This window comes from Stenotrophomonas sp. STK16_22, from assembly GCF_051984505.1.
Classification (GTDB): domain Bacteria; phylum Pseudomonadota; class Gammaproteobacteria; order Xanthomonadales; family Xanthomonadaceae; genus Stenotrophomonas; species Stenotrophomonas maltophilia_A.
In genome coordinates this window covers 2,768,613-2,785,468 of sequence record NZ_CP196972.1, presented here as the reverse complement: position 1 = coordinate 2,785,468, position 16,856 = coordinate 2,768,613, and the positions used below count along the sequence as shown (strand labels likewise).

Sequence of the window (16,856 nt, the reverse complement as noted above, 5' to 3'; positions counted from 1 at the left end):
CTGACTACCTGTTCGAGTTCTGGAAGCAGATGGGCTCCATGTTCCCGGGTAGTTGGGAGCGCCAGAACGGCGCCTCACCCCTCAAGCATGACCGAACCCTGGCGCCGGCCGGAACCACATGGGCTCAGATTCTGAGGGGGAGGCTCAGGTCTCAGCACGCCCGTGGGCTAGCCGCCTGCCTCACTGAGGGCCGCGAGTGGCCACCGACGCCGGGTCGGTTCCTGCAGATGTGCCTGGACATTCCGGTCATGGCGGCGGTGGAGCGGGAGATGGCGCCAGGCCGCCCGCAGAGCGGATTCACGGTGCTGGTGCGTTCGCTGCTGGACTTGCACGTCTACGCCAGCGCTGACCACGGCTCGCAGCAGCGCCGGATGCTGGAGGAGGCCTACACGCGCGCTGTCCAGCACGTGGTCGAAGGGAAGCTGCTGCCGCAGCCAGTGCTGGCAATCGAACAGGAGAAGCACGTCGTTCGGCCGGTCCGCGATCGCGAGTCGGCGCGCGCTGCGATGGAACGGGCCGCTGCGGAACTGAACTTCGATGGTGACTGAAGCGGAGATGGTCCAGGCCGAGCAGGCCGGGCGCTGGGCGCGCGATGCCTGCCGCAGTCGGGAATCGGCACCGCGGTACGAGATGGGGCAGGACGGTTTGACGCGGCGGCACCGCTGGCAGGCCGGGTGGGACCAGCGGGACCAGGAACTAAGCGCGGCACGCCGCGAGACGACGAGGAAGAAGCGCTGATGGACTTTGCCAACTACAACACGCGCAGCCGGTACGCCAAGGAGATCAACGCCGGCTACTCGGCGCGGCTGAACGGCCAACGCCTGAGCGACAACCCGCACCTGGTGTGGCACGACCAGCCGGAGGGCGGTCTGGCCAAGCAGGTCGGCCACTTCACCGAAAAGGCCGAGGCGTGGCAGTACGGCTGGCGCCGCGCAGACCACGGGGACAGGGGCGCGCGCTGATGTGGTGGTCAATGTCGCTCGGGCCGCCTCCCACCCGAGAGGAAAGGGCCCGGATGGAGCTGGCAAAGACGGGCCCTTGCATGGCCTGCCTGGCGCTTCAGATGCAGGGCCTGCTGGAGCCGGAGCTGGTGGTCTACGGCTGCGACTACAACCACGCCAAGAGCGGGAACCTGCGGCGCGGTCACATGTTCGGCTACGCGCTCTGCAAGTGGCACCACCAGCGGCATCCGATGGAGGGGAACACCTTCGCGACGATGCGCCAGATCTACGGCCCGAGCCTGATGGATGGCTCGCGGACCTTCCACGAGACATACGGCTCGGATGACGAGCTGATTTCAAACCAGACGTACATCAACGAACTGAGGAATGACACCAATGGCTAACACCGGCATGGCAGATAGGGTGCGCGGCGTATTCGAGGCGCGCAAATCTGAAGCGATTGACCACGCGCAGCTGTTTGAGGTGCTGGGGCTGTCCGCCGCGCACCTCAGCGCCGAGCGCAACACCGTGCGCGACCAGCTGAAGTACCTGGTGAATTGCGGCTATCTGACGAAGACGGGCCGCCGGGCGACGGCAGCGTATCGATACAGTGGACAGGGCATGCGGTTCCAGAAGGCAACGGCTGAAGAACTTCGGGAGCGCCGCATCGAACGTGGCCGCGCCTACCGTGCGAAGAATGGCACACAGCCGAAGGCGCCACGGGTGGACAAGATGACCATCAACCGGTCGCGCGTGGGGCTGCTGGCGGACCTGGCACCGGCCAAGCCGTGGGGCAAGGAGAAGGACGACCAGCGCCCGTCCGAGACGGTGGAGCAGTTCCAGGCGCGGGGCGGGCAGGTGCAGCGCCTGACGGCCAGCTGGGAGCAGCGGGCATGACCGCGCTCGCGTTGAAGCCGTGCCCGTTCTGCGGCTCAGTCCCTGAGACCGGTGTTTGGCAGAAAGTCGGTCTGACCGTCCAGTGCAGTTCAAGCCTCACCGATTGCCCGGTGAATCCCGGTTACTCGCACTATGAACCGATGGGGGCCGTAGCAGCCTGGAACGCCCGCGCGCTGGATTGGCGCCCGATCTCCGAGGCGCCGCAGGACGGCACGCGGCTGATGCTGTGGGACTCGGTGAGCAAGCGGCCGGTGTTCGGGAGCTGGCGGGGTGACAACCCCAAGATCACGCACTTTGCGGCCGAGCCGGCCGGCCCGGAGGTGGTCTGATGGCCAGCAAGCCGTTCGTGGCTGGATGGGCGCTGATCCTGATCGGTGCCTGTGGTAACGGGCCATGGTGGGCGAACGCGGCCGTGGGTGTGATCGGCGTGCTTGTAGTCAGGTCATGCAGCCAGAAGGAGCGCGACTGATGGACGCCATCGAGAAGCAGGCGCGGGAGCTGCTGGCTGTGGAGTACGAGAAGTTCGATCTGCCCAGCACTGCAGCTGGTGCCCGAGCGGGCGCATATGACCTCAACCCTTCTATGCGCGCCGTAGTAGCCGCCCTCACGCCGCCCGAAGGCTATGTGCTGGTGCCGGCGGAGCTGCTGCGCATGGTAGCTGGCTGCGCCTATCCGGTTTCGAGCGAAATCAACCCGCGCGGGCACAACTGGTCGGAGGCGTACTTGGACGAGGTGTTGCCGAAGATCAAGGCAGCCATGCTGCCCGCTAGCCCGGAGGTCCCATGAGCCAGCAACCCGCCGATCACCACCACAATCGACAGCCCGGCTGGCCGACCTGGGGCCGGCAGAACCTCACGCTCACTGCTGCTGTGCGGATGGTCCGCATGTACGGAGACCGTGTCCCATCGGTTGCGCAGCTTCGGGCCGACTTCGGCGTCAGCCGTGCGACGGCATTCCGTTGGCGCGCGGCCTTCCGCGATGCGATCGAGCAGAACGAGGCCGACCATGCAGGCTGACCGCGCGCTGGAGCTGGTGCTTCCCTGGCCGAGCAAGGATCTGTCGCCGAACGCCCGCGTGCACTACCGGGTGAAGGCCATGGCCACGAAGTTGGCCCGTCAGACGGCAGTGGTGCTGGCGCACGAGGCGGGGTGGCGCGCGCTGCAGTTGCCACCCGGCAAGTTGCACCTGTGGATCGACTGCTACCAGGCGCCGGGCAAGAAGCTGCCAGACGACGACAACATGACGGGCCGGTGCAAGCCGTACCGAGACGGCATCGCCCAGCTGCTAGGCATCGACGATGGGCGGTTCCAAGGGCATCTGTTCGTGCATGACGAACGACGGCCTCGCGGTCAGGTGGTGGTGCGTATTACGGGCGGGCCGGCGGCGGCCGGCCACTTAACGACAGGGGAACGGGCATGAATCCACGTGAGGCGATGGGACGGCTGGGGCCGACCACGGTGAAGTTCGACATCGGCCGGGGAGGCGGGAAGCCCGACCTGACGAACCAGGACATTGCAGCGGCGCTGGGTATGGTGCCGGCAGGGCTGGGCCGGGAGCTGCTGGAGGCGTGCTGGTGGCCGGACGGAGCGGCGCTCAGACAGGGTGCCCTGAGAGACGTAATCCTGTCGCTCGTCATGCCTGAGCTTGCGCGACAGGCCCGGAAGCTGACGGAGGTACACCTGGATCTGCAGCTGGCCGAGGCAGCCGTGTCATTCGCAGGCAGGTCGCCGACCACCACTCAGCGAAACGAAGTGGCCAGGTGTCGTTCGGAATTGGCCATGGCACGTGCGTCCACCTGGCCGAAGAACACTGCTGATCATCTGCCGGCTATTGCTCGGGCAGCCATCGTTGAGCTGTCGGGCGGTAACAAGTGCATGGCCTGTGGCGGGCGGCAGTACAGCATGGAAGAGGCAAAGGTTACGATGTGCAAGGAATGCCGTGGAACTGGGCTTGAACCGAACCCTGATCGGCGCCGCGCCTTGGCAATTGGTTGCGACCCGTCCGACTATCCCCGTAGGTGGCGCGTGGTGTATGAATGGATTCTGATGAAGATGAGCGATGCGATGGCCGGAGCTGAGCGACAGTTCGTGGTGACTCTTTCAAGGGATGCGGCGTGATAAACCCGCTGCATGTGAATTTCTCGTTGGAACGGAAGCCCGGCTGGCGGCAGAAGCCTGACGCTACGTGCGACGTGTACATCGTGATGGCACGTGATGGATCAGGTCCGATGTATGTAAAGGTGGGGATGAGCAGCCACCCTGAGTCGCGGCTGGTGTCGATCCAGACGGCCTGTCCGCTTCCGCTGCTGAGAGCGATGGCTTTCACCTGCCGGTCTACTGCCCTGGCCCGGGCGGCTGAGGGAGCAATGCATCTTCACCTGAGCGAGTACTCCACAGTCGGCGAGTGGTTTCGATTCGAATGGGGTGAGGAAAGCAAGAGCTTGCTTGAGAAGGCTATGAACGACTTGATTGAGCAAGTGGACGGCAGAAAGCTGCGCCAAATCGACCTGTCTACCGTATCTCGGTCGGTCCTGGAGAGGAGGAGGGAGGCGGAGCAAGCGCGCTCCAAGCAGCTCGCAGCGGCAATGGAGAAGCATCGAGTGGCTGTGGAGTTGCGCGCTCCATATAAACGGCCGTAATTTTCTACCATCGCGCACGACTCGACCCCGGCCATCCAGCCGGGGTTTTTCATTTCAGGATTCGCCATGGCACAGATCACCCCCCAACAAGCTGGCGGCGTGAACGTCGTGGCCTTCCTCGACATGCTGGCGTGGTCCGAAGGCACGGACAACGGCAAGCAGGCCACCAAGGACCGCGGCTATGACGTGATCGTTGGCGGGCAGTTGTTCAAGAGCTACGCCGACCATCCGCGCGTGCTGGTGGACCTTCCGAAGCTCAAGATCCAGTCCACTGCGGCAGGCCGCTACCAGCTGCTGCGCCGCTATTACGATGCGTACAAGAAGACGCTCGGCCTGAAGGATTTCTCGCCGCTGAGCCAGGACCTGATCGCGCTGCAGCAGATCCGGGAGCGTCGCGCGCTGCCGCTGATCCAGGCGGGCAAGATCCCGCAGGCCATCAAGGCGGTCAGCAACATCTGGGCGAGCCTGCCTGGCGCTGGCTACGGCCAGCACGAACAGCAGCTTTCCGACCTGTTGGCCGTGTACCGCAAGGCCGGCGGAACGGTGGCGCCGTGACTGAGCCCGTGAGCACTCTAAAAACCATTGTCGGGACGTTCACCGCGGCGGTTGTGGCACCGGCGACGGCTGATGCGCTGAGGCAGGCCGAACGGGTGATCCTCGGCGTGCCGCAGTCCGTGTTGCTGGTTGCCATGGCGGGAGCGCTGATCGGCGTTTTGCTGCTGCCGGAGAAGGACGCGGAGCGGGTAGCCGCTGACGCCAGCCGCCGTCGCGGCCACCGCCTCCTGCAGACCGCCGCGCGCTGGGCTGCCCTGGCTGTGGCGGTCGTGGCCTACGCCATCGTGGCCGCATGGGTCATCGCGGTTGCCGCGTCCATCTGGCCGGCGCTGGCGGGCGCCCCGCAGCTGCCTCTGGCCGGCCTGTCCGGCGTCCTGATCCGCCGGCTGCTGCCCGGCTACGTGCGCATGGTGGAGCGGGCCACTGGTGCCATCGGAGGCGAGAAGCCATGAGGGTACTGATTCGTTTCTTTAGCGCGCTGTGGACGCTGATCGTAGGCGCCATTGCCGACGTGCTGCAGTGGCTGAGCAAGCCCGGCAGCAGGGTCAAGCTGGTGTGCGCCGTGCTGGCCTTTGGCTGCATGGTGTCCGGGCTGACTGCCTGGGAGAAGGAGCAGAAGATCCGCGACCTGAGCGCCCAGGTCATCCAGGTCCAGGCCGACTGGCAGGCCGATGCCGCCCGATTGCAGGCCGACGTGGATAGCCGCGATCAGCGACTGGCTGAGGTCGCCGCCGCACTGAGGGTCGAAGCCGAGAATCTGGAAGCGCTCAAGGCAGAGAGCGCGGCAGCACTTCAGGAGCTGGCCAGCAAGATTGAGGCATCCGAGAAGGAGGCGTCCACCTGGCGCGGCCGCTACGAGCAACGACCCGACACCTGCAAGGCAGCACTGGAGCTGCTCGATTCCGCCTGTCCGGCACTGAAGGGGTACTGACATGCGCGTCATCGTGGTTACAACCGCTGCGCTACTGGCAGCGTGCCAGGCCGCACCGACCAAGCAGAACCCGCCGCCAACAGCAGTCATCAAGGTTCCGGTGGCCACCTATGTGCCCATCGACGCCAAGCTGCGCTTGCGCTGCAAGTGGGTGAAAGAGGCGGCGCCGTCTGCCGTGTTCGAAGTGAGCCACGGCCGCAAGCGGTGCCTCGATCTGTACGAGGCACAGTTCGATGCCATTGATCAGGTGCAGGGGAAACCTATTCCTTCGGACGGCGGCTGATGCCGCGCCGGGCACCGAAGCACAACGCCATGCCGAGGCCGGCGGTCGTGCACGTGCCAGCTGCAGTGGTGAGGAAGACCACAGCCGAGCGCGGCTACGGCAGCCGATGGCAGCGAGCGCGCGCGACCTACCTGCTGAGGCACCCGTTGTGCGCGGAGTGCCAGCGGTCGGCGCACGTCACGGTCGCGACGGTGGTCGACCACATCACTCCGCACAAGGGCAGCCAGGCGTTGTTCTGGGACACCGACAACTGGCAGCCCCTCTGCAAGCCCTGCCACGACCGCAAGACTGCGACCGAGGACGGCGGGTTCGGCAACTGGCACCGAGGTGCCAAGGCGACCCCGAAACGCGCGCGTGGATGCGAATGAATCGCAACAACGAATGACAGGGCGGGGGGAGGGTCAAAAGTTGGGGCGGTTCGCCTCCCTGACCGTGCGCCCAGCCTTTTTTTCGCACCGTCAAAATTGAGATTTGAAAAATGAGAGGACGGAAGCCGACCGCTCCGGCCCTCAAGGTGATTGCCGGAACCGCCCGGCCGGACCGTGAGGCGCCTGACGCTCCCGAGTTCGACCTGATCGACGTGTTCCCCGACCCGCCGCAGCACCTGAACGTCAACGGGGCTGCAATGTGGAATGACCTTGGCCCCCAGCTGGTGGCAGCCAAGGTTCTCCAGACGGTGGACCTGTATGCACTGCAGCAGCTCTGCTACGCCTGGCAGGTCCAGGTCGCCAAGCAGATGGCAGGGGTGGATATCACAGCCGCTGAACAGACCGCGCTGAAGGCGCTGATGTCCGAGTTCGGTATGACGCCGGCGAGCAGACGCAAGGTGAGTTCTGGTGGCGCCGAGAAAAAGCCCGGCAACAAGTTCGGCGCCCTCCCGGCGCTCGCCAAGTAAAAAGAAGCCAGCGAAGCCGACGACTGCGGCGCGCCACCGGCGGCGCCCGAGCCCGGATCCCGCCGACTACGTGGCGGTGGCCATCGACTACGCGCAGGAAGCGGTGGAGGATCGGAAGGGCAAGGCATTCGGGTTGCTGATTCGCCAGGCGGCCAAACGCTTCCTGGACGACCTGGCCCGCGCGAAGAAGAGAGGGTCAGCGTTCACGTTTTCACCCGCGCATGCAGTGCACGCCTGCGGCTTCATTGAGCTGCTGCCGCACGTTGAAGGCTCTTGGGAGACTCCCGAGATCCGCCTGCACCGGTCCCACGTATTCTTCGTGGTCCAGCTGTTTGGATTCCGGAAGCTCGATGGCACTCGGCGTTTCACATCGGCGCTGTTTGCGGTGGCACGCAAGAACGCCAAGTCGACCTTGGCCTCTGCGATCCTGTTGTACTGCCAATGCTGCGAGAACGAGGAAGGCGCCCAGGTGATTTCGGCGGCGACCACCTTCCCGCAGGCTTCGATCATCTTCAACGTCGCCAAACGGATGGTGGAGAAGACGCCGGACCTTCGGGAGGCGTATGGGCTTGAGACCTGGGCCAAGTCGATCAGTCGCATGGAGATCGGCGCCAGCTTCAAGCCAATTCACGCGAAGGCAAGCACTCAGGACGGTTTGAACCCGTCCCACGTTGGCCTTGATGAGATCCACGCGCACAAGACGCCTGATCTGCTGAACGTCCTGCAGTCCGCTGCGGGCGCCCGCCGCAACCCTCTCTGGCTGTTCACCACGACCGAGGGATACACCAACCCCGGCCCCTGGGCCGAGATCCGGCAGTTCGTGAAGCAGCTGCTGGCCGGCGTGTTCAAGCACACAGCCGACCATTACCTGGCAGTGTTCTACGCTGTCGACGAAGACGACGAAGATTTCGACGAGGCGAGTTGGCGAAAAGCCAACCCTCTGATGGAGGTAAACCCGCACCTCTTGGGAGCTATCCGAAAGGAGGCGGTCGAGGCCAAGGCCATGCCGTCCAAGCTGGCTGAGTTCCAGATCAAGCGGCTGAACCGGCCGGCCTCGGCGGCAAACGGCTGGGTTGCACTACGCAAGTGGGCAGCCTGCTCTGGTGAGGTCGACCTTGAGGCGCTGAAGGATGTTCCATGCTGGGGTGGGCTGGATCTGGCCAGCACCAGCGACCTGACGTCGTTCCGGCTTGTGTGGCGGGTGGACGGAAAGATCATTACCTGGGGTCGCCGCTGGGTTCCAGAGGAGGCAGTAAAGCAGCGAACTGAGCGCGGTACGGTCCCTTATGCGGGCTGGGTCGCGTCTGGTCACCTCGAAACTACCGAGGGCGAGGTCACCGACTACGCCCATATCGAGATGTCGATCCTGGACGTCGTCTCGCGATTCAACGTTCAGTCAATCGCATTCGATAGCTGGAACGCAACCGAGGTTGTGGGCCGGCTTCTGGCCGCCGGCGTCCCGATGGTGCAATTCATCCAGGGGCCGAAGTCGTATCACCCGGCTATGCAGGACCTGGAGCGCGCCTACGTGGGCAAGCGCTTCGTCCATGACGGTGATCCGGTGCTGACCTGGTGCGCTTCCAACCTGGTGGCGCGGCGAGATCAGAACCTGAACATGGCGCCAGACAAGAAGCGATCGAGCGAAAAGATCGATGACATGACCGCGCTGCTGATGGCTGTTGGTATCAGCATCCCCGTTGCTGAAGAAAAGAGTGACAAGAAGCTTGTCCTCATGACCTTGGGATAGCCCATGAAGAACGAGAACCGCGCCTACAGCTTGCTGGAGGTGAAGAACTACGACGACGACCTGCAGGTGATCACCGGCCTGGCCACAACGCCGGAGCCGGATCGCTATGGCGATATCGTCGAGCCGCTGGGCGCGAAATTCGCTGCCGAGCTTCCGCTGCTCTGGCAGCACCGCCACGACAGCCCGGTGGGCATCGTGAAGTTCGGCAAGCCGACGGCGAAGGGCATCCCGTTCACCGCGAGCGTGGTGAAGATCGAAACGCCGGGCGCGTTGAAGGATCTCTGTGACCTGGCATGGCAGTCGGTGAAGGAACAGCTGGTGCGCGGCGTGTCGATCGGCTTCCGCGCGCTGGAGTACAGCTACATGGAAGGCGGCGGCATCCGCTTCACCGAGACCGAGATCTACGAGCTTTCCCTGGTCACCATCCCGGCCAACGCCGCGGCGACCATCCAGACCATCAAGGCCATGGATTCCGGCGCCCGGCGCCCGGTGAACTATGGTGTCCCCCTTATCCAGCGCCAGTTGGCCAAGGTCGAGCGACCGGCCGGCGGCGCGGTGAAGTTGTTGCATTGAAGTGCCGGGCCGCGTGGCCTTGCGGGGTGGAACCCGCTTCCCATCATTTGCAGGCACCGCCCGGCGTGGAACCCGGGCCGAACGGCTGCGCCTACGAGAGAGAACCGAACAATGAACATCGCAGAACAGCTGGAGAAGCTCCGCGCCACCCGTGCTGAGCTGGAAAAGCAGCTCTCCGCCGTAATGAAGAAGCCGGCCGACGAGCAGCGCTCCCTGAACACCGGCGAGCAGGAGGAGTTCGACTCGCTGAAGAGTCAGATCACCTCGCTGGATGGCGACATCGAGCGCTACGAGCACCTGCAGGCGATCCAGGCCAAGTCGGCCACCACCGTTGCAACCATCGTCAAGGCGCAGGGCTCGGCTACCGTCGGCGCCGAAGGCCGCACGCTGGAACCGGCGCAGCTGAAGACGGTCGACAAGACCGACGCAGGCATCGGCTTCGCCCGTATGGCCCGCTGCCTGGCCGTATCGCATGTCCACCACCAGAATCCGCTGGACGTGGCCCGCGCCATCTACCCGAACGATGAGCGCCTGCACGGCATCATCCAGGAGAAGGCCGCGGTTCAAGCTGCCAGCACCGGCAACGCGACCTGGGCCGGAAACCTGATCACCGATGGCGGAGTGGCCTTCGCCGACTTCGTCGAGTGGCTGCGCCCGCGCTCGCTTCTTGGCCAAGTCTCGGAACGCCTGCGCAACCTGCCGTTCGATACCCCGGTGCTGGTTCAGGGTTCGGCTGGCACGGCCAAGTGGGTCAAGGAAGGTGCTGCAAAGCCGCTGACCAAGTGGTCGTACACCCGTGCGAAGCTGACCCCGCTGAAGGTGGCCGCGATTGCTGCCGCGACCAAGGAAACCATGATGCGCGCCACGCCGGCGGCCGATGCGCTTCTGCGCGACGAGCTGGGCCGGGCGGTCAATCAGACCATCGACACGCAGTTCATCGATCCGGATGCAGCGGCCGTCGCCGACGAGGCACCCGCCTCGATCCTGAATGGCGTAACGGCGACCACGGTTCCGGCTGGCAGTGATCCGGACTCGATCCGCGCTGGCGCTGCGGCGCTCATGAATGCCATCGCAGGTTCGAACCTGTCGCTGGCGGGCTCGTTCTGGGCGATGTCGGAGCGTACCGCGATCGCGCTGTCGCTGATGGTCAACCCGCTGGGCGCTTCCGAGTTCCCGGGCATCAACTTCACCGGTGGCACCTTCTTGGGCCTGCCTGCGTTCGTGTCGGCGTATGTGCCGGACGATGAAGACGGTGCCGTGATCGCGCTGATCAAGGGCGACGAGATCTTCCTGGGCGACGAAGGTGGTCTGCAGGTTTCGATGTCGGATCAGGCATCGCTGGTGATGGATGACGCCCCGACCATGAGCAGCACCACGCCGACCGCGCAGCAGGTTGTCTCGCTGTGGCAGACGAACAGCGTGGCCTTCCTGGTCGAGCGCTTCATCAACTGGCAGCGTCGCCGCACGCAGGCCGTCGCCTGGGCCCGCGTGAACTGGGGCAGCGGTTCGGTTCCGTCTGGCTCGTAACCGACGCGTGGCGGGGCCTTCGGGCCCCGTCACCTCCCCCCGAACTGCGAGGTTCCCATGAGCAAGGTTGATATCGTCGGACGCGGTGGCCGCGTGATCAGCGTGCATCATCGTGTCGCTGCGGCGCTGGAGCAGCGCGGCGGCTACTTGAGGCGTGACATGGTGGCGCAATCGCCCATGGCGCCGAATCCGGGCGCCAAGGCGCCTGCGCCTGGAAGGGCGAAGAAGAAGGTCAAGAAGGCGGTGGCCAGGGCCGGCCAGCCGAACAAGGACACATCCGTATGACCGGTTTCTCGCCCCGGGAGCTGGCCATCGCCGCTGGCGTGCGGCGGCATGGCGTCGACTACCTCAAATCGCTCTCGCCGGTAGTTGCCGCGCCGGGGCGGGACAGCTGGCATACCCTGACCGTGCAGGAGCCATTCACGGGTGCGTGGCAGCGCAACATGGAAGAGCGCGCGACCACGATCCTGACCTATCCGACGTTGTATGCCTGTCTCAACCGCATCGCCTCCGACATCGGCAAGCTTCCTTTCGTGCTGAAGACGGAGGACGCGAACGGCGTTTGGCGCGTCGAGAAGAACAACACCGCTTACGCCCCCGTCTTGCGCAAGCCGAACGGCTACCAGATCGCGCAGCAGTTCCGCGCAGCCTGGATGCTGTCCAAGTTGATCCAGGGCAACACCTACGTCCTGAAGGGCCGCGACAATCGTCAGGTCGTCAACCGGCTCTGGGTGCTCGATCCGTGCAGCGTGCAGCCGATGGTGTCCGACAGCGGTGAGGTCTTCTACCAGCTCAACTACAGCACCGGTACGAACCTACTGCCGGAGAACTACCCAGGCTCCCAACTCATCGTGCCGGCCAGCGAGATCATTCACGACCGGATGAACTGCTTCCATCACCAGCTGATCGGGGTGCCGCCGCTGTGCGCGGCGCACTGGCCTGCGGTGAAGAACCTGAAAATCCTGAAGGACTCGACCACCTTCTTCTCCAACGGCGCCAACCCTGGCGGCATCCTGACCGCACCGGCCGGGATGTCCGAAGAGGACGCGCAGGCAGTTAAGGACTACTGGAACAGCAGTTTCCAAGGATCCAACGCCGGCAAGGTGGCCGTGGTGGGCGCGGATATGAAATTCACTCCGTTCGCCTTCAAGGCAGCTGACTCGCAGCTTGTCGAACAGATGCGCTACTCGGACGAGCAGATCTGTCAGCCGTTCGGCATCCCGCCGTTCAAGATCGGCATCGGGTCGATCCCTGCGGGTATGAAGGTCGACGACATCAACCAGCTGTACCACTCGGACGCGCTGCAGGCGCACATTGAGGGCATCGAAGAGCTTCTGGACGAGGGCCTTGGCATCTCCCGCCCGATGGGCGTGGAACTGGATCTGGAGCCGCTGCTGCGAATGGACGCGGGCAAGCAGGCGGACGTGCACACCAAGCTGACCGGTGGCGGCATCGAGACTCCGAATGAAGCCCGACTCGCGTTCAACCTTCCACCGCTGGAGGGTGGCGACACCGTCTACATGCAGCAACAGGACTTTCCGCTCGACCAGGTCCGGCAGAACAAGATCACGGCCGAACCCGAGGCCGCACCGGTGGCACCGTCCGCCGAAGCCGCCGACACACCGCCTGAGGACAGCGACGAGCTACGCGCGCTGCAGCAGGAGAATTTCATGATGAAGGCCCTTCACGCCGCGAGAGCCGAGGTGTTCCGCAATGACTGACCCCATCGACTTCGGCAAGGAGATCGGCGGCCTTATCCGGGAGGCGGTCGCGCCGGTGAAGCGTGAGCTGGAAGAGCTGCGCGATCGGGCTCCGGAGAAGGGCGCCCCGGGGCAGGACGCCGAGCCGGTGGACGTGGATGCGCTGGCCGACCTGGTCGTGGCCAAGCTGCTCGAGTCGCCTCGCCTGCTGACGCTGGTCGACGTGGCCACGGCCGATGCCGTCTCCAAGCACTTCGAAGCCAACCCGGTGCAGCACGGCCGGGACGCAGATCCTGCCGTGATTGAGGCAACGGTGAAGGCCGCTGTCGATGCGCTGCCGGTGCCGAAGGATGGCCTGGACGCGGATCCAGTTACCGAGCAGCAGCTGGCTGCGGCGGTGGCCAAGCACCTGACCGAGAACCCGCCGCAGGCCGGCGCTGACGGTGTCGGCGTGGCCGGCGCCATGATCGATCGCGCCGGCGAGCTGGTGATCACCACCACGAAGGGTGAGGCGATCAGGCTGGGCAAGGTCGTCGGTGAGGACGGCCGGGACGGGCTCAGCTTCGAGACAGCCGCCGGTGACTACGACGCCGAGCGTGGCTTCGTCATTACGCTGGACGCCGGCGACCGCCGAAAGGAGTTCGTGCTGCCCTACATGGTGCATCGCGGCTTCTGGCGCGAAGGGATGGGCGTGAAGGCAGGCGAGTCCATCACCCACGACGGTGCCCTGTGGATCGCCAAGCGGAGCAATGCGTCGAAGCCCTGCCTGGAGAACGACCAGGACTGGGCGCTGGGCGCACGCAAGGGTCGCGACGGCAAGGACGGACGGAGCGTGCGGGTTCCGGCGGGGCCTGTGAGCCTGGGAGACGGCGATGATTGAGTTCGTAACCAAGGCGCAGGCCCAGGAGCAGCTCCGGCTTGATCCTGGCGCCGACGACCTGTGGCTGGCATTTGCCATACCGGCCGTGAGTGCGGCGGTGGATAGCTGGCTGAAGTCACCGTGGCGCCGCTATGAGCTTCAGCGGGATGGCACCGGCGCGCCGATCATCGGTGCTGACGGGATCCCCGTGCCGGTGGTGGACGATGAAGGAGAACCGGTGCTCGCTTCACAGGTAGTGCTGGCCACGCTGGTGGAACTGGCAAGCCACTACCGGTTCCGGGAGGGTGAGGGCGACAACACGGTGCCCGCCGATGCCGGACATGGGTACGTCCTTTCTCGCGCTGCGACGGCCCTGCTGGCGCCGCTACGGCGCTCCACGGTGGCGTAAGTGGCCTGCTCCGGCTGCGCGCGCCGGCGCGCCTGGCTCATGAAATGGATGCGAGAAGCGAATGAACGAGCAAAGCGAATTGCTGGCCGCCCTGCGAGCCCAGACCGAGGCGACGCACCAGCTGGTGGCGGCGCTGCGGGAAAAGACCACGGCCGACCAGGAGAACGCCAAGGCGGTTAACCGGCTGGTGGACTACCTCTGTGACAGTGAGGGGGGCGACGTGGAGCCGGCCAGCCCGGGCAACTACCTGAGCGGGAAGCCGCGATGATCGCTGCCGGCCGCCTGCGCCATCGGGTGCAGCTGCAGCGTCAGGTCTACGGGCAGTCGCCTGCGACCGGCGCGCAGACCGTCAGCTGGGAGCCGCTTGCCGATGTGTGGGCCGAAGTGGTGCCGCTGTCGGCCCGCGAGTTCGTGGCAGCCAACGCGGTGGACAGTGAGGTCACGTTGCGGGTGACCATCCGTCACCGCGAAGACGTGACCGACAAGTGCCGGGTGCTGTTCCGCGGCAAAATCCTGAACATCCATGGCGTGCTGCCCGACCCGGTAAGCGGTCTGGAGTACCTGACGCTTCCGTGCAGCGAGGGTGTCAACGATGGCTGATGGCATCCGATTCGACGTGAGCGGCCTGGACGGCATCCGCAACAAGATGGCGCAGGTGAAGCGCGAGGTGAACTACAAGGGCGGCCGGGCCGCCCTGCGCAGGGCAGCCAACGTGCTGCGCGACCAGGCGCAGAGCAACGCCCGCCGGGTGGACGACCACGAAACCGAGACCGCCATCTGGAAGAACGTCGCGGTGCGCTGGAATGGCCGCGCGTTCAAGCAGGATGGCGTGCTGGCGTTCCGTGTTGGCGTTCTGGGCGGTGCCCAGGCCGGCCGCGCCGCTCAGCAGGGGACGAGCAACCCCGGTGGCATCACCTGGTACTGGCGCTTGCTGGAGTTCGGCACCTCGAAGATGGCTGCGCAACCGATCTTCCGGCCGGTGCCGGACCAAGCCGGCCAGAAGGCCGTCGACGTGTTCGCGCGAAGCTTCAACCAGGCGCTCGACCGCGTGCTGGCCAAGCAGGGGGCGGCATGATCCCGCCCATCTTCCCGCTTTGCATCGCATCACCAGCGGTGCTGCTGGCCTTTGGCGACGCTCCGATCCGTGTCTATCCGTTCGGACTGATCGAGAAGCCGCCTGCACTTCCCTATGCGGTCTGGCAGACGGTCGGTGGTAGCCCCGAGAACTATTTGGCCCAGCGCCCTGACGTAGACGCGCTGACCACGCAGGTGGACGTTTATGCAAAGAACGAAGCATCCCTGATTGAGGGTGCCACCGCACTGCGTGATGCCTTCGAACCTCGCGGGTACATAACCCGCTGGGGCGGCCAGATGCTTGATCCCGAAACGAAGTTGTTGCGCCTGTCATTCGATGTGGATTGGCTGGTCCCTCGGTAACGCCTCACTACATCCCCACCCACGCCCCGCACTGCGGGGCTTTTTATTGCCCGCAGGAGAAACGATGAGCATCCTGACCCAAGGAACCCAGCTGTATGGCCTGATCAACGGCGTTGTCCGCGAGATCGAGTGCATCACGGCCTTCAACCCCGGCACCGCGCCGGCGGACCAGATCGACGACACTTGCCTGTCCGAGACCAACACGCGCACCTATAAGAAGGGCCTGCGCACGCCCGGCCAGGCGTCGGTGACCATCAACGCCGACCCGAAGAACGAGAGCCACTACCTGTTCTGGCAGCTGGCCGAGCAGGTGGACGGCGGCGACCCGATCCAGTGGGCCATCGGCTGGTCCGACGGCGTGGACATCGAACCCACTGTGCAGCAGGTCGGCAGCATCTCGAACATCGAAGTGACCAACGGCGGCACCGGCTACACCAGTGCGCCGACCGTGGCCATCACTGGCGGCGGTGGCAGCGGTGCAACGGCCACTGCCATCGTCGATTCTGGCTCGGTGATCGGCGTCAATATCACCAATCCTGGCACCGGCTACACCGGCACACCGACTGTCGCTTTCACCGGCGGCGCTGGCACCGGCGCCGCGGCTACGGCCGAGCGCTCCACGGTAGACGAGCTGGTCCTGCCGAATACCCGCACCTGGTACACCTTCCAGGCCTACGTGAGCGACTTCCCGTTCGACTTCCAGGGCAATGCGGTGGTGACCACTGCCGCGACCATGCAGCGCAGCGGGTCGGGCGTCTGGCTGCGCAAGGCTGAGACGCCGTGAGCCGGGCCCCGAAGAAGTCCGCCACCGCGCGTGCGGTGAGCCTGAGCGTCGACGGCCTGCTGCAGGCCGGAGCGTTCACTGGCCGGCCAGTGGAGAAGGAGATCCGCTGGAAGCAGGGCGACGAAGAGCTGACCGCCACCGTCTATGTGCGGCCGTTGGGCTTCCAGGCGGCGGTGTCCGACGTGCTGTCGGCCACGAACAAGCACGATGGTGTGGCCGGCCGCATCGCGGCCAGCATCTGCGACCAGGACGGCAAGGCAGTGTTCACCGTCGCTGATATCACCGGCGAGGCCGATCCGGAGCGCGGTGCCTTGGACGGCAACCTGTCGGTGGCGCTGTTGATGGCCATCGGCGAGGTGAACAACCTGGGAAAAGCTACGAGCTGACCCCGGAGGATGAGCTGTGGTGCGAGCTGGTCCTCAACGGGATCGGCGGCCGCAGCATCGGTGAGGCGAAGGAGCGCCTCTCCATCCGGGAGTTCCAGCTCTGGAGCGTGTACCGAGCCAAGCGCGGCAGCCTGAACTTGGGCGGGCGGATGGATGCAGCTGCAGGGATGCTGGCCGCGTTGTTCGTCAACGCCAACAAGAAGCCTGGCTCGACCCCGTTTAAGCCTGCCGACTTCATTCCCTATGCGGACGCCGAGCCCATCAGCCTCGAGGAGGCGATGAAGCAGTGGTAGT

31 protein-coding genes are annotated in these 16,856 nt (G+C 65.3%); all 31 read left to right on the top strand.

The features are described 5' to 3' along the window. Positions 1–227: 227 nt before the first annotated feature. The 31 genes from ACSYAO_RS12895 (at position 228) to ACSYAO_RS12745 (ending at position 16,855) form a co-directional block, all read left to right on the top strand. Entirely contained in the window at positions 228–548 is a 321-nt protein-coding gene (locus tag ACSYAO_RS12895; RefSeq protein WP_440565678.1) for a hypothetical protein, read from the top strand. 189 nt (positions 549–737) lie between these two features. Next, on the top strand, positions 738–962 hold the full coding sequence (locus tag ACSYAO_RS12890) for a hypothetical protein (RefSeq protein ID WP_440565676.1): 225 nt from the start codon (positions 738–740) through the stop codon (positions 960–962). Positions 963–1,015: 53 nt separating this feature from the next. After that, the gene (locus ACSYAO_RS12885; protein WP_440565674.1) at positions 1,016–1,345 is read left to right on the top strand and encodes a Ref family recombination enhancement nuclease; all 330 of its coding nucleotides are present in this window, start codon (positions 1,016–1,018) and stop codon (positions 1,343–1,345) included. Continuing rightward, entirely contained in the window at positions 1,329–1,838 is a 510-nt protein-coding gene (locus ACSYAO_RS12880) for a hypothetical protein (protein ID WP_440565672.1), read from the top strand. The genes ACSYAO_RS12885 and ACSYAO_RS12880 overlap by 17 nt, the downstream gene beginning before the upstream one ends. Then, positions 1,835–2,167: a Lar family restriction alleviation protein gene (locus tag ACSYAO_RS12875; RefSeq protein WP_440565670.1), complete on the top strand. Its 333-nt coding sequence runs from the start codon at positions 1,835–1,837 to the stop codon at positions 2,165–2,167. Before ACSYAO_RS12880 ends, ACSYAO_RS12875 begins: the two co-directional genes overlap by 4 nt. Next, positions 2,167–2,307, top strand: a complete 141-nt coding sequence (locus ACSYAO_RS12870) for a hypothetical protein (RefSeq protein ID WP_440565668.1) — start codon at positions 2,167–2,169, stop codon at positions 2,305–2,307. The genes ACSYAO_RS12875 and ACSYAO_RS12870 overlap by 1 nt, the downstream gene beginning before the upstream one ends. After that, a complete protein-coding gene (locus ACSYAO_RS12865; protein ID WP_440565666.1) occupies positions 2,307–2,624 on the top strand; it encodes a hypothetical protein in 318 nt (105 codons plus the stop codon). Before ACSYAO_RS12870 ends, ACSYAO_RS12865 begins: the two co-directional genes overlap by 1 nt. Further along, a complete protein-coding gene (locus tag ACSYAO_RS12860; RefSeq protein WP_440565664.1) occupies positions 2,621–2,854 on the top strand; it encodes a hypothetical protein in 234 nt (77 codons plus the stop codon). Before ACSYAO_RS12865 ends, ACSYAO_RS12860 begins: the two co-directional genes overlap by 4 nt. After that, on the top strand, positions 2,844–3,257 hold the full coding sequence (locus ACSYAO_RS12855) for a hypothetical protein (RefSeq protein ID WP_440565662.1): 414 nt from the start codon (positions 2,844–2,846) through the stop codon (positions 3,255–3,257). Before ACSYAO_RS12860 ends, ACSYAO_RS12855 begins: the two co-directional genes overlap by 11 nt. Continuing rightward, positions 3,254–3,955: a hypothetical protein gene (locus ACSYAO_RS12850; RefSeq protein ID WP_440565660.1), complete on the top strand. Its 702-nt coding sequence runs from the start codon at positions 3,254–3,256 to the stop codon at positions 3,953–3,955. The genes ACSYAO_RS12855 and ACSYAO_RS12850 overlap by 4 nt, the downstream gene beginning before the upstream one ends. Next, positions 3,952–4,476 (top strand): GIY-YIG nuclease family protein, encoded by a 525-nt coding sequence (locus ACSYAO_RS12845; protein ID WP_440565658.1) that lies wholly within the window; start codon positions 3,952–3,954, stop codon positions 4,474–4,476. The genes ACSYAO_RS12850 and ACSYAO_RS12845 overlap by 4 nt, the downstream gene beginning before the upstream one ends. 66 nt (positions 4,477–4,542) lie before the next feature. Next, a complete protein-coding gene (locus ACSYAO_RS12840; protein ID WP_440565656.1) occupies positions 4,543–5,031 on the top strand; it encodes a glycoside hydrolase family 24 protein in 489 nt (162 codons plus the stop codon). After that, positions 5,028–5,483, top strand: a complete 456-nt coding sequence (locus tag ACSYAO_RS12835) for a hypothetical protein (protein ID WP_440565654.1) — start codon at positions 5,028–5,030, stop codon at positions 5,481–5,483. Before ACSYAO_RS12840 ends, ACSYAO_RS12835 begins: the two co-directional genes overlap by 4 nt. Then, a complete protein-coding gene (locus ACSYAO_RS12830) occupies positions 5,480–5,962 on the top strand; it encodes a hypothetical protein (protein WP_440565652.1) in 483 nt (160 codons plus the stop codon). The genes ACSYAO_RS12835 and ACSYAO_RS12830 overlap by 4 nt, the downstream gene beginning before the upstream one ends. Before the next feature lies 1 nt (position 5,963). After that, positions 5,964–6,245 carry a hypothetical protein gene (locus tag ACSYAO_RS12825; protein ID WP_279914477.1) on the top strand — a complete coding sequence of 94 codons (282 nt, stop codon included), beginning with the start codon at positions 5,964–5,966 and terminating at the stop codon, positions 6,243–6,245. A gap of 68 nt (positions 6,246–6,313) precedes the next feature. Beyond that, on the top strand, positions 6,314–6,613 hold the full coding sequence (locus tag ACSYAO_RS12820; protein ID WP_440565650.1) for an HNH endonuclease: 300 nt from the start codon (positions 6,314–6,316) through the stop codon (positions 6,611–6,613). A 110-nt stretch (positions 6,614–6,723) separates the two neighbouring features. Further along, the gene (locus tag ACSYAO_RS12815; RefSeq protein ID WP_099559413.1) at positions 6,724–7,140 is read left to right on the top strand and encodes a terminase; all 417 of its coding nucleotides are present in this window, start codon (positions 6,724–6,726) and stop codon (positions 7,138–7,140) included. A gap of 70 nt (positions 7,141–7,210) precedes the next feature. Then, on the top strand, positions 7,211–8,887 hold the full coding sequence (locus ACSYAO_RS12810; protein ID WP_440565647.1) for a terminase large subunit: 1,677 nt from the start codon (positions 7,211–7,213) through the stop codon (positions 8,885–8,887). 3 nt (positions 8,888–8,890) lie between these two features. Further along, positions 8,891–9,460 (top strand): HK97 family phage prohead protease, encoded by a 570-nt coding sequence (locus ACSYAO_RS12805; RefSeq protein ID WP_440565645.1) that lies wholly within the window; start codon positions 8,891–8,893, stop codon positions 9,458–9,460. Positions 9,461–9,571: 111 nt separating this feature from the next. Continuing rightward, positions 9,572–10,987 (top strand): phage major capsid protein, encoded by a 1,416-nt coding sequence (locus ACSYAO_RS12800; protein ID WP_440565643.1) that lies wholly within the window; start codon positions 9,572–9,574, stop codon positions 10,985–10,987. A 57-nt stretch (positions 10,988–11,044) separates the two neighbouring features. After that, positions 11,045–11,272 (top strand): hypothetical protein, encoded by a 228-nt coding sequence (locus ACSYAO_RS12795; protein ID WP_440565641.1) that lies wholly within the window; start codon positions 11,045–11,047, stop codon positions 11,270–11,272. Then, on the top strand, positions 11,269–12,708 hold the full coding sequence (locus ACSYAO_RS12790) for a phage portal protein (RefSeq protein ID WP_440565639.1): 1,440 nt from the start codon (positions 11,269–11,271) through the stop codon (positions 12,706–12,708). The genes ACSYAO_RS12795 and ACSYAO_RS12790 overlap by 4 nt, the downstream gene beginning before the upstream one ends. After that, entirely contained in the window at positions 12,701–13,567 is an 867-nt protein-coding gene (locus ACSYAO_RS12785; RefSeq protein ID WP_440565637.1) for a hypothetical protein, read from the top strand. Before ACSYAO_RS12790 ends, ACSYAO_RS12785 begins: the two co-directional genes overlap by 8 nt. Continuing rightward, positions 13,560–13,955, top strand: a complete 396-nt coding sequence (locus tag ACSYAO_RS12780) for a hypothetical protein (protein ID WP_440565635.1) — start codon at positions 13,560–13,562, stop codon at positions 13,953–13,955. The genes ACSYAO_RS12785 and ACSYAO_RS12780 overlap by 8 nt, the downstream gene beginning before the upstream one ends. Before the next feature lie 61 nt (positions 13,956–14,016). After that, positions 14,017–14,223: a hypothetical protein gene (locus ACSYAO_RS12775; RefSeq protein WP_329894348.1), complete on the top strand. Its 207-nt coding sequence runs from the start codon at positions 14,017–14,019 to the stop codon at positions 14,221–14,223. Beyond that, a complete protein-coding gene (locus ACSYAO_RS12770; protein ID WP_440565633.1) occupies positions 14,220–14,555 on the top strand; it encodes a phage head closure protein in 336 nt (111 codons plus the stop codon). The genes ACSYAO_RS12775 and ACSYAO_RS12770 overlap by 4 nt, the downstream gene beginning before the upstream one ends. Beyond that, positions 14,548–15,030: an HK97-gp10 family putative phage morphogenesis protein gene (locus tag ACSYAO_RS12765; RefSeq protein WP_164088775.1), complete on the top strand. Its 483-nt coding sequence runs from the start codon at positions 14,548–14,550 to the stop codon at positions 15,028–15,030. The genes ACSYAO_RS12770 and ACSYAO_RS12765 overlap by 8 nt, the downstream gene beginning before the upstream one ends. Beyond that, a complete protein-coding gene (gp17, locus tag ACSYAO_RS12760) occupies positions 15,027–15,392 on the top strand; it encodes a tail completion protein gp17 (RefSeq protein ID WP_440565630.1) in 366 nt (121 codons plus the stop codon). The genes ACSYAO_RS12765 and gp17 overlap by 4 nt, the downstream gene beginning before the upstream one ends. Before the next feature lie 64 nt (positions 15,393–15,456). After that, the gene (locus tag ACSYAO_RS12755; RefSeq protein WP_440565628.1) at positions 15,457–16,176 is read left to right on the top strand and encodes a phage tail tube protein; all 720 of its coding nucleotides are present in this window, start codon (positions 15,457–15,459) and stop codon (positions 16,174–16,176) included. Beyond that, entirely contained in the window at positions 16,173–16,562 is a 390-nt protein-coding gene (locus ACSYAO_RS12750; RefSeq protein ID WP_440565626.1) for a phage tail assembly chaperone family protein, TAC, read from the top strand. The genes ACSYAO_RS12755 and ACSYAO_RS12750 overlap by 4 nt, the downstream gene beginning before the upstream one ends. A 107-nt stretch (positions 16,563–16,669) precedes the next feature. Further along, positions 16,670–16,855 carry a phage tail assembly protein T gene (locus ACSYAO_RS12745; RefSeq protein WP_199155929.1) on the top strand — a complete coding sequence of 62 codons (186 nt, stop codon included), beginning with the start codon at positions 16,670–16,672 and terminating at the stop codon, positions 16,853–16,855. Position 16,856: the final 1 nt, after the last annotated feature.